The sequence below is a fragment of the Alloscardovia theropitheci genome (genome assembly GCF_004332295.1).
GTDB classification, from domain to species: domain Bacteria; phylum Actinomycetota; class Actinomycetes; order Actinomycetales; family Bifidobacteriaceae; genus Alloscardovia; species Alloscardovia theropitheci.
Genome location: NZ_RXLP01000023.1, coordinates 58,408 through 75,264 on the forward strand (window position 1 = coordinate 58,408; position 16,857 = coordinate 75,264).

Here is a 16,857-nt window from a genome sequence, read left to right on the forward strand (position 1 = left end):
GCTTGGCTTTTGTCGCGTTGCTGTTTCTCGCTGTTTTTTATTTGTGTAGTTTTGACATTAATTTGCGTGCCTAAGAAAGGAAGGCGGCTGCACACACGATCTCTCAACCAGTACTGCAGCCCCTCTACTACAAGCACCAATCATATGTGCAGCACACGTTTTACGCGCTGGCGATTATTCCTTACGCCATACGAGCGAGCTTGGAGCAAGCTCAATCGTCTCAACCTTACCATCTGCACGCTTAACATCAGTAGTTTGGACAACATCCGTATTGTTAATAACGCAGAACAGCTTTTCAGCTGGATAATGCGCTACTTCACATTCAGGATTAGTCGAACTCCATGCCTCATACTTATCCTCTTTATGACTTGCATAGAACAGAATGCGTTCCAGCAAGCGAGCATTTATCGCACAGTACGGCAACCCTGATAAGTAAACACCACGACCTTGACCATACTCGTTCGCGGCAAGCTGAATTTCTCCTGAACGCGCACTCAACACAGTAAGGTCCTCATTAATCGGATAAGTATTAAGAATTGGCTCCCCAAAATCAATCTCACATCCCTGAGGAATATCTGCAGTGATGAAATGCTCATGAGATTCAACGGTCTTCGGGAAGTATTTATCGACGCTTAGGGTATGGAATCGTTCCTCATCAACGCCTAGAATATCTGCAAGCTGGAAGAAACGCCCATTCTTATCACGCGATGATGGCTCACCGACACCAACGAACGCACCACCCATATACACCCATTCACGAATAATTTCGCTCAATCGCGGATTATCCCAGATATCACCGCCTGAATAAGCGGTATCTACTGGACCTCCCGTAATGATGACATCAATATCGTCGTCAATTCCATTGTTAAGAATGTCATCGAAACTGATAAAGCGTACATCCACGCGCATACCCGAAAGCGCTTCGAGAATGCCATAGTATGAATGAGTTTGTTTGTTTGGCAAGGCATGTGCAACTGTATATGCCATCCATGAACGCATCTTGCCCCAGCAGTTGACTATCGCAACCGTCAAAGCAGGCTCCGCTGCTACGCCATGGGTATATTCATGAATAGTTCTAAATTCATCAGCAATATGCGTTACTGTATCCACGAATTTAGGGAATTTAGCAGCTAAAGACAAATAGCCGCCGTATCCCATTCGTGAAATTGGACTACGCAAAATCGCGCGACGTGCTTTCCTCCAATTATCAAGACCTTCAATGCTTGGATCATTTCCCTCATAGAATGTATCCGGGAAGAAGTATGGAAGGAAGCGCCCCTCGGTATATCGCACACCTGGAATATCAGAAATCATGCGTAGCGTGGTTCCATCTCCCACGGAACCGACCACGGCATCAAGTCCGAGTTCGTCAAAACCATCCTTATATGGTTCAGTACCGATCCATTGATCGCCAAGGAACATCATCGCTTCTTTTCCATGAGCATGACTGTCATCAGCAAGACGCTTCACATTCGCGCGAACGAATGTGGTGAGGAAGTCATTCCAGTCTCGCTGTGGCTTTCTAGGAATTCGCCATGCTGAGTTATAGCTGCCTTCATCAATAAAGTCCTCAGCACGTAAACGATATCCGTATTGCTTCTCAAAATCATCGAGAGCTTTCGGAGAGACTGTGCATGCCGATCCAAACCAATCCACAACCTTCTCACGATGTTTATTATCGAAGAGCAGAGTAAATTGATAGAAGAAAGTCGTGAACCGTACCACATCTACATGAGGATTGTCTTCAAGCCACTTATGGAATGTGTCAAATACAAACTCACGAGTTGCTTCATGATAGATATCAAATGGAATTTCGTGCTCTTTATCACCCCAATCATTGGTGAGATGATTATACATTTCTACCGGATCCCAAATGATATATGCCAAGAATGAGACAGTGTACTCGTGCATGCGTTGGGCAGAATGAATAGTTACAGTACCCGATTCTTTATCTACTGACCAATTGATTGGGTCAACGACTTCTCCAGTCGTTCTATCAATTACTTCCCAGTACCGATGAGGATCAGCATCATAATTAACTGATAGCTGCTCTTCGTAGAAGCTTTCCATCAAATTAATCACTACGTCTTCTCCTACTGCAAGAACTCGATTACTGAGCAAATACACCTGAGGAGTTTCATCCATATGCAATGTAATCCATTCGTTGTGCGCACGAGTTGGAAAATAAGCACTATAAATCTTCTTTCCTAGGGAAAGAACACTCTCGTCAAGATGAGTTCCATCGCTATTGCGTACAGCATCTGCTCCCCACAGTTCAGCCAAACGCTGGGTTTCCTGTGCAAAATTTTCTTCACTTGGGATAGTGAACCGTCCTGTTGTAGACATATCTCTCCTTTATCAAGCACCGCGACTATGCAATGCTTCTATTCAAAAACTGTGAGTATGTATATTATTACTACTCGATTGTTCTCTTATTCCTTATTCCTTGACCGAGCCAGCAGAAAGACCTGACTGCCAGTAACGTTGCAATCCAAGGAATAATACGATGAGAGGAAGCACACCCAACAACGCACCCATCATCAGGGCACCTTTATCGTTGAATGTAGCTAATGATGCCATTCCATATAGCCCTAAGGTCACAGGATGTAGACTCTCATCAGTGAGCATCATCAATGGAAGTAAGAAGTTATTCCACGCTGCTACAAAGAGGAATAAGAAAATCGTGACCATAGCTGGAGATAACAATCTCAGTACCATAGTGAAGAAAATTCTTGCTTCTCCCGCTCCATCAATTCGTGCAGCTTCAAGAAGCTCGTTCGGTACCGAATTCTGTGCATAGACTCGCCCTAAGAAGAAACCAAATGGCGATACGGAGCAAGGAATGATAACAGACAACATCGTGTTGGTCAGATGAAGAGAATGGAAAATAGAATATTGCGGAATGGTTAGCAATGCAGCTGGCATAAGCATGCACCCCATAACCACAGCGATAGCAAGATTCTTACCTCGGAAATCAAACTTCGCAGTCGCATACCCCGCCATTACTGCTACGATTGTTCCAACAGCTGCTGAAACTCCTGAATAAATGAGTGAATTCAAAACCCATTGCCAGAAACGATTTTGAGTCCACCCTAGAAGTGTCGAATAATTTTTAGCAACTGCTTGTGCAATCTGCCCCGGACCTACTGAGAACCACAGGCCGTTAGTGCTGACAAGCTCAGATGGTGTTTTCGTCGACGCAATAATAGCCCAATAGATCGGGAACAAGAAATAGATGAATGCGAAGACAAGAATAATCCACGTCAACACGACTATAGGCTTTGACGGTCTCATGGACTTCGGTAAATCATGTGCAGCCCGTTCTCGAATGCGTTCTGCTTTCTTGCGATCGTGAGCTTTTTGTCGTGCAAGTTTTTTATCTGCAGCTGAAACATTATGAGTAGTCATTACTCATTCACCTTCCTTTCAGCAAGGATATAGAGCATTGCCAAAAGTCCAGCAATAATTGCCATAACGATAGCAATAGCGGATGCTGTCCCATCTCCACTTGGAGTAATGCTTCCCTGTGAAGTATTAAGCGCCATCATCATTGGCGTATATGACTTGGATATGCCTGGATCTGCGATTTGCATAATTTGTGGTTCATTAAATAGCTGAATCGTTCCGACGATCGATAACAGCATCGCCAGTAATGCAGCACCTCGCACGCTTGGAAGTTTAATTTGCATGGCTACTTGGAACCCGTTTGCCCCATCGATTCGAGCTGCTTCATACAGATCATGAGGTATAGCCTGCAACGCAGCTAAGAAGATGAGCATATTGTAACCGGTGTATGTCCATGTCGTTATATTTGCCATGGAAAGAATAACAATATTGCTTCCATAAAAATTAGGATGAAGACCTAAAAGCTCTAGTCCCTTAACAATCGGAGAAATTTGCCCGTTATACAGATAGAGCCAAATCAACGATGCCACTACGCCCGGGATAGCAAATGGTAAGAAATACCCCAGTCTAAAACCTGTAACATGCTTAACAATATAAGAATCGATGAGCATAGCGAGCGCGAGAGCTGAAATTATCATAACAGGTACTTGTATGGCTGTGTATGCCATAACTCGTGCTATTCCTGCCCAGAATTTATCTGAGGTGATGGCGTAGATAAAATTATCGAATCCTACGAATTTATTGACGAGCTCACCTCCACCATATGCACCGCCGCCTTCTGTAACTTGCCTGAAAAAGCTGGTATATATAGCCCAACCAATAGGTATTAAAAAGACGATTGCGAAAAGGAGTGAAAATGGGAGCATAAATGCCCAACCAGTTAAATTCTGTCGTCTGGCTGATAAGTTCTTAGCCTTGGGCAACTGTTGTGTATTCAAATCACTCTGATGGGAATCAGGCTCATGAATTTTTCGTTGTAAGTTCATGACATACCTCATCTTTGAAGTAAAGCGTGCACGATAACTGCAGAGTAACTGTACTGAATTGTACTGTGTACTGTATTCATACTGTTGCTCTACTGTGCACCTCCACATGGCGTCAAGTAATAGTAAATAAAAGGTCCGTTATACATATAAAGAGCGGAATTATAACGGATTATTAAGTTATCTCTGTCTTTCCTATACAGCAGTAGTCAGTGAAGTTATGATTTACTTATCATCAGTTTATCTCCACTTATCTCATTAGCGGTTTTCCACTGTGTGCAAGAAGCCCATAGACCCTCATGCTTGCCTATGGGCTTCTTGATTAGTAACTACGCGCCATATAAGCGATAAATACTTCGATATTACTGCTAATTAATACGTTGAATTATTCAGCTACATCCAGCTTCAAATTCTTGAGCGTATCAATAGAAGTGGTTTGTGCAACTGAGAAGATATCAGCAACCTTTCCAGAGCCATCTGCTGCCTTTGCAGCCGTTTCTTTCATTGCAGCTCCCACTGCCGAATAGCCTGGGATGAAGCTGAAATCGCCCATATTGTTATTAGCCTTGACTAGCTCAGCCATAACATCTTGTCCACCATAGAACTTAGACCAAGACTCTGGAGTCTTAGCGGTTTCCGTTGTTGCAGAAACAATCAAACCTTGTGATGTCAAATCCTCTACCTGAGTATTAAACCAGTCAAGGAACTTCATTGCTTCAGCCTTGTGCTTCGTACCCTTCAAAGCTGCTACACCAGAACCACCATCAGGACCGGTCTTTCCGTTGTTACCAAACCAGTCACCGAGCTGAGCGACTTTCCATGTGCTTTCACCGCCACCAGCAGAGTCCATGATAAGAGGAGCTTCCCATGCTGCACCAATAGTACCAATGAGGCTACCATCCTTCAATGCTGCATCAAAGCTTGGCTCCCAGCGTGGATTAACAAAAGCACTCTTAGCATCAATCATCTGCTGATATACATCTGCTACAGCCTTAGAACCATCGGTATTCGTATCAACTACCCACTTATCATCCTTGACTGTATACCAAGGCTTTGAGGCAGCTGCTAGACCAGTGAGCATATTACCTGCTTCATCTGCTTGGAAGCTCATAATATACTTTCCTGCAGCTGCTGCTTTTTGTGCGCTCTCGAGAAGTTCAGCCTGAGTCTGCGGAACTTCGATACCTAATTCTTTAAATGCTGCCTCATTGTAGTAATACACCAATGGTCCACCATCTTGAGGCAAACCATAAGTCTTTCCACCAATTTGCATGAGACCAAAAGCACTGCTTGAGAAGTGGCTCTTGTAAGCGTCTGCCTCGGAAGTCACATCTTCTAGAATTCCCTTTGTATATGCTTCTGGAAGTTCTGCGTAACCAAGCTGTGCCAAATCTGGAGCGGTACCAGCTTTGACATCTGCCTCAAGCTTCTTCATCATATTTGATGCTTCACCCTTGAACCTGGTTGCGGTGACATGAATATTTGGATTGGCATCATTCCACTTCTTAACGATGGTATCAACCAACGTCATGCCTTCCTTATCTGGCAATCGATGGAGATAAGTAATTTCAACCTTCTCTCCTGATTTCGAGCTGTCGGAGCTTGCGCTTGATCCGCCTGCGCCACAGCCTGCCAATGCGAGAGCCATCGCTGCGAGCGATGCTACTCCTGTTACTAGGTGCTTACCCCGTGTGTTCATTTTTCCCTCCCTTGGGATGTAGTCGCTTCCTCGCGACAATGTACTTATGATTATACACGAAAATATAATTTGTCAACAACACAAACAATTTACGTCATGTCGCGTTTCTTATTCTTTTGCGATATACTAGTTTTCAATGAAAAATAAGCGTTGTAAGGTTTTCGTTTTTAATTTACCTCATAAACAAAAACCGAAGACACACTACTGAAGCAAACCAAGCCAGACACTCGAGCAAGACGCTTGAGATAAAACAACCACGATAAAGTAATTAGGACGACACAATTATTAGGATGAGAGCTAGGACAATGACGACCTACTACATTTCTTCATACAACGGCGACGACGCTAACGACGGACTATCGCCAGCTACACCATGGCAAACCCTCACTCACCTTACGTCTTATATGGATAACCTATCATCGACTAATACCGAATCGTCAATCCATCACATACGTTTAGAACGCGGTAGCAACTTTCTTGGACAGAGTTTTCATATATACCATGGCGGAACACCAGCAGATCCCTTGACTATCGATTCATATGGAGATGAGAATTTACCGTTGCCGCATATTGATGCACAAGGCAGCGGCATATGGCATGAAGATTATCACGCACCTATAGGAGGAAGCATCAATCATCCTCACCGATGGGAGGGATCAGTATCTACTACTCTACTTCTTTTCGATGCCAGCTACGTTGAAGTTCGCAATCTTGATATTTCAAATACTCGTAGTGATACCTCTTTAGGCTTTAATGACATTGCCGCCATTGATAGAACCGGCATAGCCATAATCGCGCAAGATAAAGGAACTGTAAATCACGTCGTTCTTGAAGGACTCCACATCCATGATGTAGAAGGCAATGTATACGACAAGCATATGGCTAATGGCGGTATCTATGCTATAGCTCATTTCCCCACTCATTCGTCGGAAATAGAGCAGAAAATCGCACGGTTTAACAATATTCATATTCGACGCAATATTGTTCAACGCACACGTCGTTGGGGAATCGCTGTGGGGTATACCGCATACCTCAATTTCATTGATCAAGGCAAGCGCGATGAATCTGGACAGTGGCTTAATCGCTTTAACTACGGCGATGGGACGATTAGCGACGACACCATTACTCGATATGGTTCCACGAACGTAGTGATAGAAGACAACCTTGTCGAAGACTGCGGTGGCGATGCGATTACTACAATGTACTGTTATCAGCCAATTATTCGTCATAATATATCTCGGCGCGCAGCTCGAGACATCAGTGATGATATATACACAGCTACGGATTATGACAAAGTCGCAGCTGCCATATGGCCTTGGCGATGCAAGAATGCGTTATTTGAATACAATGAAGCGTATGACACAATGAACGCTGACAATGGTAATGGTGACGGTCAGGCATGGGATGCTGATTTCGGCGACGGAACCATTTATCGCTATAATTTTTCATCTGGAAATTCAGGTGGCACAGTCATGTTTTGCAATGAAAAAGCGGTAAATTCGCAGTTCTATTGCAACACCGCTTATCTGGATCATATGGGCGCAATTGATATCCCACGAAACCCCGACGCACATATTCATCATAATGTGTTTATACTAGCTAAGGACTGTGAGCCGCTTCGCTCTGAACGAGCGGATGGCACAGCTCTTATCGAATCTAATATTTTCCTGAACAATACACGTGCACCTTTTGACTACTGCTGGCACCCACAAGGTTCTCACGTAATCTGGCGCAGTAACCGATATATAGGTTTCACGAATAATCCCGAAGAGGACTGATATGTCGAACTCACAGAAGAACACAACCACACATAACATGCATCATAGTGTGAAAGCTGATACTTCTTCATTATTTAATGAAGAAAGCGCAGGTTTTGCTACGCCTTTTGGTACAAACAGCATTAAGGCAGATCCAACGGATGTTCGTATCAATAATCGTATAGCAGTATTCGATTTGCTTTTTCCACGTCAAAGCCTCTCGCGTGCTCAAGTAAGCCGTCGAGTTGGACTATCACGAGCCTCCGTCTCCGATGTCGTTGCCTCAATGATTGATGAGCATATACTAACCGAAAGCGATCATAACGTTGAAGCTGTGCCTGGCAAACGTGGCAAACGTGGAACTTTACTTGAAATCGATACCGATTACTGGAATATCGTAGCGCTTGATTTGTCTCAGGAATTTCTTATCCAAGCGATTGTCACTAATCTTTCAGGACAAATTCTTTCGCGTATTGAGGTTTCTGTTTCTCAGCCGTCTGATATCACTCTCGATATCGTTAAGAACATCTGCGAGAGGATAATTAGCCAAGCTCCTGGTCATGTGATTGGAATTGGTATCGCGGTTCCGGGAATTGTGGACGAACAAGGAACTGTTATCGACTCAAGAAATCTTAATTGGTCCAATGTCCCACTCGCACAGTTTATAAAGCAAGAGTTCGATATGACATGCATAGTTGAAAATGATGCGAATTGTGCATTATTAGCTGAGCGTTTCTTTGGTAGCGGCGACGCGAATCTTATCGTCATCCAAATTTCTGTGGGCGTAGGAGCAGCGGTCATGATTAATGGAACTCTCGTTTCAGGAACAAATAATGCCGCCGGAGAAATCGGACACTGTGTCATCGATACTGACGGCCAATTATGCATATGCGGTAAACGTGGCTGCGTCGAAACGACACTGAGTGTTCCTGCTTTGCATAAACAATTCGCCCAACTCGAACCTCAGAATTTTGACGGTCGGTTGGAAATCATTACTCGTGCAGGCAAAAAATTAGGTCAAGTACTCTCAATGCCTATCAGTTTGCTTGATATCAATGAAATCGCTATTTATGGTCCTGCAGATATCGTCAACGAGACATTGCTTCAATCCGTGTCCGAGGTTATCAACGAGCAGACAAAATCTGCTGTCCAACCACGACATGTGCAAGTTAAACGTTGCGATTTTGGCGAGAATATTGTTATGCTTGGCGCAACAATCAGCGTCTTGCAGCATGTATTACGCACGCTGTAAGATTTTTGTATTCATCAATTAATGTGTGAGTCTTAAGTTTTCAATGGCGAAATTAAGACTCACTTTTTAATTTATACAAATTTCTTCATTTATTTCATATAAAGCTAGGCATGTTGCCTTTTTGTATGTACCTATACTAGTTTTACGTTCAATTAATCAATGGAGAAGAAATGAACAACCAACCGTCACAATCATTACTTAAACAATTCCATAGCACGAGCCGTCTTATGACTGCAATTTTTATCTGTGCTCTTATTAGCTTCCTCTTATGCATTTTCGGCGTTGTTGCCCCATTCGCAATTATAATGGGCTTCGTTACGCTTGCTCTGTGCGGAATCCAAGCAATTATAAATGAATATCGTAAAGCGACTGGTAAGCCGATGCCTGAATACATTACTGTAGCTCATATGCGTTTAGGAGTAGGCAAGCTTGCTATAGTTACTTTTGTTATAGTATGCATTGCATTCGCGAATTCTGCCTTTGCTTATTCAAACCATTCAGATCCCTCAAAGCCGCAGAATACATCTATAACAGCATCCGATAATAAAAAATCTAAGGAGGATGAAAAGCGCAAGCAGGAAGAAGAGCAAAAACGTCGGCTCGCAGCCGAAAAAGAAGCAGAAGAGCGAGCAGAAAAGACCAAGCAAGCTGTCGAACAAGCTACGCAAGAATCTGGCACAGCTCTCAACGTCCTATCGTCGCTGTCTATCAAAGGGCGTGCACCGAAAACCGGATATCACCGCAATAAATTTGGTCAGCCTTGGAGCGACATGGATAGAAATGGATGCGATACAAGAAATGACATCCTAAAACGTGATTTAAAAGACACCACTTTTGAAACAAACACAAATGATTGCAAGGTCCTCACTGGTACGCTATCAGATCCGTATACTGCACGTACTATTTCGTTTAAACGTGGAACTGATACCAGTTCGGAAGTTCAGATTGATCATGTTGTGGCTTTGAGCGATGCTTGGCAGAAAGGCGCTCAACAGCTTGATGATCTCACACGCGAAATTTTTGCTAACGACCCATATAATTTACTCGCTGTATCTGGCTCAGCGAATATGCAAAAGTCGGATGGTGACACAGCCACGTGGCTCCCATCAAGCAAATCATATCGCTGCGAGTATGTTGCACGTCAAATTGGAGTTAAGGCGAAGTACAGTCTCTGGGTCACCCAAGCTGAGCATGATGCCATGGTAAAAGTTCTTTCTTCCTGCCCTACTCAGCTTATTCCAGCGGACGATGGCTTGAAGATAGCTGATATACAGCAACGTGTTGAAGCAGAAAAGAATCCTCAGCCTCAACCTGAACCACAGCCAGCGCCTGCACCTGCTCCTGCTCCAGCACCAGCACCTGCGCCGCAACAAGATTACGTCTACTATCCTAATTGCGCTGCAGTACGTGCACAGGGCAAAGCACCTTTGCATCAAGGTGACCCTGGTTATTCGCTCAAGCTCGACCGCGACCGCGATGGTGTTGCGTGTGAATAATTTTTCGTGTGAGGAATTATAACAGTTTCGTTCTCGACTACTATTAGCAAGTTTTAAGGCTGTACCGATGTCTTTATCGGTACAGCCTTAAAACTTTTGCGCCCCATACGTTTAAATTGCTCATGCCGTTCGTTATGATAGACGTAGTCAATCATTCAGACAGCTATCTGCTGAATATGTGGCAATGAGAAAGAGAAGAAGAATGAATAACGATCAAACTCCGTGGGAACAGCCAAATAACCCACAATCAAACTTTGAGTATAACCCCTCTGGTGATTATGCGACATCACCAAATCAGGATATAGGCCCTAATGGTGACCAACCTGCGGCACAAAACCAAGCACCGGAAAATATACCATTGGCGCCAATCCCTCAGCATGCACAATCATCCGGAACGCCTTACTCTGTAGCGACAACACAGATGCCGTCTTCTATGCCTAGTACATCGCAAACGGCATCTGGTTACACTTCCCCGACCTCTAGCACATCATATCAGCAGACATCCGGTTCACAAGACAACAGCGGATATGTCTCCCCTAACGTGCCACCTTATTACAACAACGGATATCAGAACAACTACCAAAACGGATATCAGTACCAAGCTCAGCAAAAGTTGCCATTCTATAAGCAAGCATGGTTCTGGGTTATTACCATTATTATTGCCATTGCTTTGGTATTTTATGTCGTCTATCAAGCAAATGGTTTTAGTCCTTCATCAATATCTGATAGCAACAGTTCGCGAACGCAATCACAAAAATCGAGGCCACGAGATGATTCATCGTCCGATTCAGATGACGATGATTCTAAAGATTCCGATGATAAGTCGAGCTCATCAGGCACTTACACCATCACTCTCCTCGCTGAATCAACAGTTGACACCAAGGCCGAATGGAATGCCAATTTCGAAACTAAAACGACAGACTCCTTCACCGGTCGAAAGGCTATGGAAGCAACTGTTGATGACGTCTATTATGCTTCTATTCTTTTAACTGCCAACAGCACTGATGATGATGCCCCACAGCTCTCTTGCAGCATTAGTATTAATGGAACAGAGGTAGCTCACGAGGAAGCTCATTACACGACACTTTGCTACATTTCATCAGATGTCATTAAAAAGTATGGCATTGAACGAGACAACAGTAGTGACAGCAAAAAGAATGATAGCAACGACACATCAACTGAGGATTCTTCAGACGACGATAGTGAATCCATCGCTTTTATGAAAGTTGAATAATTTAAGAAAAGAACGATAAGGGCATATTCATTTCTTATGAATATGCCCTTCGTTTTATACCCAATGCTCAGACGTGAAAATACCCTGCACATAGAATTTATGCTTATCTAAAAAAGTGATAAGCTCCTTAGAATAGTTTGCGTTCATTTGTATTTCATTCCACACAACACAAAGCAGTTCAAGTATGAAAGAACCCCCTCGATTTTGAGCATCACATCAAGGTGGATAGGCTTCAGGGGGTTTCTGTTAATTACAGTTTGACGCATTAACACGACATTTAGTGCAGAGTACGTTTTCCAGCAGATATTAAATGATAGAAGCACTAACTGAGCAGAACTTAATTACTTTATATCTTAACTTTTCTTAAGCGCGATAGAACGATATCAGGCATATCGCTGCTAATCACCTTCCTGCTTAAACAAACTTATGCGGTTTTTGGGCATGAAAAAGGGTTTCAAACGAATTGCTTGAAACCCTTATCGTGGAGTCGCCGGGAATTGAACCCGGGTCCGATGACCGTACCTCTAGCCTTCTACGTGTGTAGTTTGCTGGCCTTATGGCAATTTTTCTTCCTCAAACATCGTCGCAAACCACGGTTTGCAGGAATAGTTGCAGTTAAAGTCCCTGAAGTTTCCTGAAACTCAAAACCTCAGGCAAGTCTTTTAAACGACGCTCAGCATCTCCCCAAAGACATGAGAGAGTGAACGGAGTTGAAAACTCAGCTGGTTAATCCTAGCGCGAAGCTTAGGCAGCGAGTGCAAACTCAGTGCGGTTAGATTTAGCACTTATTTTTTACAGGTGGCACGTTAACGAGCGGACCCCTGCGTTCTCGACACGCTTCTCTACAGCGAACAGATCACCGTCGAAACCGATCGACCCCGTATTTGGTTATAGAACCTCACGCGCGTAATGCGCACGTATATAGTATACACAAGTTCATCGCAAAAGAAACTCCGGTATGGAAGTTTGTGCACTGAGCGAAAGTTGATTTCGCGTTCAAAGAACGAAAAGCTAAGCCAACAATAATCAGCTCATTCCTTTAGCATTCCTTTAACTCCCCGTAATGCGCCCCTGTCGTATCCTAACGCGCCTTAGCCGCGCATGCGCATCATCTGCCTTAGCGGTTTATCGAATAATTGGTCTTGCTGGCGCAGAGACATCGATTATCATTTGACTCGAGCCTTCAGCTTGGAGCTGCTGAATTATCTTTGCTACGATTTGCTGCTTCGAATCCATATTCGATGAGTTTCCCCATACGATTGTATAACCTGAGCTCAGTACTGTCGTAATTGAATCCTGAGTATTTGCAGTTGTCGACACTACTTGTGAACGAGTGCCTGCATCAAGAGCTGCTAAGACCGCGATACTTTGCAAAACAGTTTCATTGCGCAAACCGCTTTTTACTGTAGGCACGTTAATCACAGGAATCCCCGCCGATGCTTCATTAACCGTTGCTATCTGTTGAGCCTTGGCATCAACTGCTACATAATTTTTTTTATCTTGTGCATACAGCAATGCTGTAGGAGTTTCCTCAGTAATTGTCACATTAATCCCATGAGGGAACTGCTTACTCACTTCAGCCTTGCCTACGCCTGGGATGGAATCAATACTATTTTCAAGCTGAGATTCGGAGACGAGGATCAACGATTTTCCAATAGTATCGTTCGTATAACGTTGAATTTGCTCAACTTTCACCCATGTTTGCATACCCGTGATATGGATTTCCTGAGAATTAACCTTCAACCATGGTGAAAATATAAGCGCCCATACCGCAAAAATCACCACACCAAGACTAAGTACTGCTATAGCTATGCGAAGAATCCAATACCGTCTGCTCGCTACTCGCTGCTCTTTTTTACGTTCATTAAAATCAACTACTTTTGACCTCGGGCGTGCCTGAAATTCCTTGTTAATATTGGCTTCGATTCCTTCAGAAGCAGGCTGTAGCCTCTCTGGATCAACAAAATTATCTGCAAGACTTGAAGCACTCACTACACGTGGAGAACGATTATTCTGGTTCTGCTTAGCTTGAGAGCTTCTGGTCGAACGAGCATTCCATGGTTCAGAAGCCCGTGAATCCTCCTTGTGCGCACTTGTATGGGAAGAAACCGTGCGTGATGAGGTTGACGATGATGAGGCTGATGATGACGTAGATCGCGAAGAAACAGAACGTGCTCGTTTATCTTTCGACATATGCTATTAACTCCTAGAGCCGCTACGCTTTGCGAGCGCTGAGTTGTTCAACGATTACATCAGCCATATTCGTAATAGAACCCGCTCCTACAGTGAAAATGACATCATGAGGTTGCGCAGTCTTAGAAAGATACTGCGCTGCTTCATTCATATCATCTATTGCGCGGATAGATATCTCAATTCCAGTTTCTCGCGCTGCTTGAGGAATGGTATCAGCTGTTACATCTGGCCAATCCTTTTGGAATTCACGAGCTGGATAAATTCCAGTAACTATAGCTTCATCCGCTAACGATAGAGCCTTAGCAAATTCCTGTGCAAAGTAATGTGTGCGGGAGAAAAGATGCGGCTGGAAGAGGACGCGAATACGCTCATCAGGATAGCGTACCCGAGCAGCCTCCATAAGTGCAGCAACTTCGGTTGGATGATGCGCATAATCATCAACCACAGTTACATCATCAACAATGCCCTTAATATCAAAACGACGAGCTGCGCCACGAAAATCATCAAGAGCACGAGCTGCTTCATCAGGTTTAATCCCCACAAGTAATGTTGCTATCAGGGCCGCAGTAGCGTTGCGTACATTATGCATACCAGGGACACGAATATGTGCATGAATCATATCCGTTCCATATCGTTCAAGCCAACGGATAGAGAAGTCTTGTCCCCCATCAAACGTACTGCGATTATCGGTCTGAATGTATACGACCTGAGCGAATTTCATGGTTAACTCAGGATTCGTAGTATAAACAATTGCTTGCTTTCGCTCTTCATCATTTAAGGAACGAATGACACTCAATGCGCCTTCATCATCTGCACATGCAACCACATGTCCTGTAGCATTTTGAGCATGACGAACGAAAGCCTGTGTGAATGCCTGAGCATCCCCATAATGGTCAAGATGATCCGGCTCGACATTTGTAATAACAGCAATGTATGGATGGTATTTGATGAAGCTCCCGTCTGATTCATCTGCCTCAGCTACGAAAATCTCGCCTTTACCAGCATGACCTCCGTCTTTCAAGCCTTCTGGCGTATGAATCGACCCGCCAATAGCAAAACTTGGATCTCCTAGCTCTGCTTTTCCTGCGCTCGTACAAATCTGCGCAATCATTGCACTCGTAGTTGTCTTTCCATGTGCACCAGCAACGGTAATAGACTTCTTTTGGGCCATGAGAGCAGCAAGAATATCTGAACGATGCATAAGCAGGATTCCTTGCTCAACTGCATGCACGATTTCTGGATTATCAGGTTTAATTGCTGATGAGTATACAACGATTGATGCACCATCAACGTTAGAGGCAGATTGACCTTCAAAAATGGTAGCACCAAGGCTCTCAAGCCTATCGGTTTTCGCATTGCGATGTGCATCTGAACCAGTAACTGTAATTCCTTGTTCAAGAAGCATTTCAGCAAGCACACTCATTCCTGCGCCGCCGATGCCAATAAAATGCACGCGATGCCACGATGTAATGTCCACGCTGTCATAATCAATTGGCTGATATGTAGGGTCCAAAATAATCTGTTCCATTATTATTTATTTCTCCTCATTACTTGCGCGCTTGACGTGCTTTTTCTAGAACAATGCGAGCCATGGTTTGAGCAGCATCACGTTTACCATAGTCCCACGCAATGGCACTCATTTCTTCAAGCCGTTGTGAGTTATTAATAAGTTCGATGATATTCGAGTTAATCCACTCGGCATTGAATCGACTATCGTCAACAATTATGCCACCACCCAACTGGGCAACCGGTTGAGCATTGTACACTTGCTCACCATTTCCTATAGGCAAAGGGACATACACAGCTGGCGTACCTAAAGCAGTCAATTCTGCTACCGTTCCTGCACCAGAACGACAAATAACCAAATCAGCTGCGGCCATCACAGCATCCATACCTTCCCAGTACTCACTGATATGGTATGAACCACGCTCAAAGCTGCCCAATTCAACAATCTCTTGCGGATCGATGAGCTGCTCAAGAGTATCCCGTACTGCTTGTGATTTGCCTTTTCCTGTTAGATGAATAATCTGAGCTGTCTTAATTAATTCAGCGGCTGCTTGCGATACAGCGGTGTTAAGGCTCAGAGCCCCCAAAGAACCGCCAGTTACAGCAATAATTGGTTTATCAGGATTAAGTCCAAGTTCAAGAGCTGCTTCCCGTTTCGCCTCACGTCGATTAATTTCGAGACTGTCTGCACGATGAGCAATCGCACTGCGAAGTGGTAATCCTACTCGCTCCACTCGGGTGTTTCCATGAGCTTCAATACCGCAATTGTCGTACGTTAAACCAACAAAATCAGCCCATCTAGCCCCTAATTTATTTGCCATACCGGCACGAGCATTTTGCTCGTGGATGACTACTGGGAGCTTCATAGATCTCGCTTGTACATATGCTGGAGCTGATGCATAACCTCCTACTCCAACGACGACGTCTGCTTGTCGTTTCGTCAGAATTTCTTTGACAGAGGAGAGCTGCTTCATGAATTTCGATGGGAAGAGGAACGTTTGCGCATTAATAGATCGAGGGAAAGGAACCTTCTCGATTGTGTCGAGTTCAAATCCTGCTTCTGGAACCAACCGTGCTTCAAGACCCACCACAGTTCCGATAATAGAAATCTGCGCGTTTGGTTCCACGTCTCGAATGTGCTGAGCGATGCTCAGTAACGGATTGACGTGTCCTGCTGTACCACCGCCAGCGAGAACGATATGAAGAGGTTCCGATTGATTCATATTTTCCATTATGTCGCTACCATTCTACCGAGTGAATATTTTCATGTACCCGTGTTGCATCATCTGCAAGCAATCACTTCAAAGCTAAACGTTATCTCGAAGTATGCCG

General features: G+C 44.1%; 11 protein-coding genes and 1 other RNA gene. 4 read left to right on the forward strand and 8 right to left on the reverse strand.

Features of this window, described 5'->3' with window-relative positions; translation table 11 throughout:
- Window positions 1-174: 174 nt before the first annotated feature.
- The 4 genes from gnpA to EJ419_RS05875 form a co-directional block, all read right to left on the reverse strand.
- The gene (gene gnpA, locus EJ419_RS05860) at window positions 175-2,346 is read right to left on the reverse strand and encodes a 1,3-beta-galactosyl-N-acetylhexosamine phosphorylase (RefSeq protein WP_131284572.1); all 2,172 of its coding nucleotides are present in this window, start codon (window positions 2,344-2,346) and stop codon (window positions 175-177) included.
- A 93-nt stretch (window positions 2,347-2,439) separates the two neighbouring features.
- Window positions 2,440-3,408 (reverse strand): carbohydrate ABC transporter permease, encoded by a 969-nt coding sequence (locus EJ419_RS05865; RefSeq protein ID WP_131284574.1) that lies wholly within the window; start codon window positions 3,406-3,408, stop codon window positions 2,440-2,442.
- Window positions 3,408-4,271: a carbohydrate ABC transporter permease gene (locus tag EJ419_RS05870; RefSeq protein WP_240680360.1), complete on the reverse strand. Its 864-nt coding sequence runs from the start codon at window positions 4,269-4,271 to the stop codon at window positions 3,408-3,410. The genes EJ419_RS05865 and EJ419_RS05870 overlap by 1 nt, the downstream gene beginning before the upstream one ends.
- A 502-nt stretch (window positions 4,272-4,773) precedes the next feature.
- The gene (locus tag EJ419_RS05875) at window positions 4,774-6,087 is read right to left on the reverse strand and encodes an ABC transporter substrate-binding protein (protein WP_131284577.1); all 1,314 of its coding nucleotides are present in this window, start codon (window positions 6,085-6,087) and stop codon (window positions 4,774-4,776) included.
- A gap of 305 nt (window positions 6,088-6,392) precedes the next feature.
- On the opposite strand from EJ419_RS05875, the gene EJ419_RS05880 reads away from it, so the two are divergent.
- The 4 genes from EJ419_RS05880 to EJ419_RS05895 all read left to right on the forward strand — a co-directional run bounded on the left by EJ419_RS05880 (window position 6,393) and on the right by EJ419_RS05895 (window position 11,826).
- The gene (locus EJ419_RS05880; RefSeq protein WP_131284579.1) at window positions 6,393-7,865 is read left to right on the forward strand and encodes a right-handed parallel beta-helix repeat-containing protein; all 1,473 of its coding nucleotides are present in this window, start codon (window positions 6,393-6,395) and stop codon (window positions 7,863-7,865) included.
- A 1-nt stretch (window position 7,866) separates the two neighbouring features.
- Window positions 7,867-9,096 carry an ROK family protein gene (locus EJ419_RS05885; protein WP_131284581.1) on the forward strand — a complete coding sequence of 410 codons (1,230 nt, stop codon included), beginning with the start codon at window positions 7,867-7,869 and terminating at the stop codon, window positions 9,094-9,096.
- 170 nt (window positions 9,097-9,266) lie between these two features.
- Window positions 9,267-10,592, forward strand: coding sequence for a GmrSD restriction endonuclease domain-containing protein (locus EJ419_RS05890; RefSeq protein WP_420836912.1), 1,326 nt, complete (start codon window positions 9,267-9,269; stop codon window positions 10,590-10,592).
- Between the two features lie 202 nt (window positions 10,593-10,794).
- Window positions 10,795-11,826: a hypothetical protein gene (locus tag EJ419_RS05895; RefSeq protein ID WP_131284583.1), complete on the forward strand. Its 1,032-nt coding sequence runs from the start codon at window positions 10,795-10,797 to the stop codon at window positions 11,824-11,826.
- A 479-nt stretch (window positions 11,827-12,305) separates the two neighbouring features.
- On the opposite strand, the gene ssrA is transcribed toward EJ419_RS05895, so the two are convergent.
- The 4 genes from ssrA to murG all read right to left on the reverse strand — a co-directional run bounded on the left by ssrA (window position 12,306) and on the right by murG (window position 16,748).
- Window positions 12,306-12,706: a transfer-messenger RNA gene (gene ssrA / locus EJ419_RS05900) on the reverse strand.
- A 245-nt stretch (window positions 12,707-12,951) separates the two neighbouring features.
- Complete coding sequence (locus tag EJ419_RS05905) at window positions 12,952-14,019, reverse strand: cell division protein FtsQ/DivIB (RefSeq protein WP_131284585.1); 1,068 nt, start codon at window positions 14,017-14,019, stop codon at window positions 12,952-12,954.
- A 22-nt stretch (window positions 14,020-14,041) separates the two neighbouring features.
- Window positions 14,042-15,547 (reverse strand): UDP-N-acetylmuramate--L-alanine ligase, encoded by a 1,506-nt coding sequence (gene murC / locus EJ419_RS05910; protein WP_131284587.1) that lies wholly within the window; start codon window positions 15,545-15,547, stop codon window positions 14,042-14,044.
- Between the two features lie 19 nt (window positions 15,548-15,566).
- On the reverse strand, window positions 15,567-16,748 hold the full coding sequence (murG, locus tag EJ419_RS05915) for an undecaprenyldiphospho-muramoylpentapeptide beta-N-acetylglucosaminyltransferase (protein WP_131284589.1): 1,182 nt from the start codon (window positions 16,746-16,748) through the stop codon (window positions 15,567-15,569).
- Window positions 16,749-16,857 lie beyond the last annotated feature (109 nt).

Excerpts from the sequence above, each read along its gene's own strand:
- EJ419_RS05870 (WP_240680360.1), bottom strand. The coding sequence starts at position 4,271 with ATGCTCCCATTTTCACTCCTTTTCGCAATCGTCTTTTTAATACCTATT.
- EJ419_RS05890 (WP_420836912.1), top strand. The coding sequence starts at position 9,267 with ATGAACAACCAACCGTCACAATCATTACTTAAACAATTCCATAGCACG.
- EJ419_RS05865 (WP_131284574.1), bottom strand. The coding sequence starts at position 3,408 with ATGACTACTCATAATGTTTCAGCTGCAGATAAAAAACTTGCACGACAA.
- murG (WP_131284589.1), bottom strand. The coding sequence starts at position 16,748 with ATGAATCAATCGGAACCTCTTCATATCGTTCTCGCTGGCGGTGGTACA.
- EJ419_RS05880 (WP_131284579.1), top strand. The coding sequence starts at position 6,393 with ATGACGACCTACTACATTTCTTCATACAACGGCGACGACGCTAACGAC.
- EJ419_RS05875 (WP_131284577.1), bottom strand. The coding sequence starts at position 6,087 with ATGAACACACGGGGTAAGCACCTAGTAACAGGAGTAGCATCGCTCGCA.
- EJ419_RS05905 (WP_131284585.1), bottom strand. The coding sequence starts at position 14,019 with ATGTCGAAAGATAAACGAGCACGTTCTGTTTCTTCGCGATCTACGTCA.
- murC (WP_131284587.1), bottom strand. The coding sequence starts at position 15,547 with ATGGAACAGATTATTTTGGACCCTACATATCAGCCAATTGATTATGAC.
- EJ419_RS05895 (WP_131284583.1), top strand. The coding sequence starts at position 10,795 with ATGAATAACGATCAAACTCCGTGGGAACAGCCAAATAACCCACAATCA.
- EJ419_RS05885 (WP_131284581.1), top strand. The coding sequence starts at position 7,867 with ATGTCGAACTCACAGAAGAACACAACCACACATAACATGCATCATAGT.
- gnpA (WP_131284572.1), bottom strand. The coding sequence starts at position 2,346 with ATGTCTACAACAGGACGGTTCACTATCCCAAGTGAAGAAAATTTTGCA.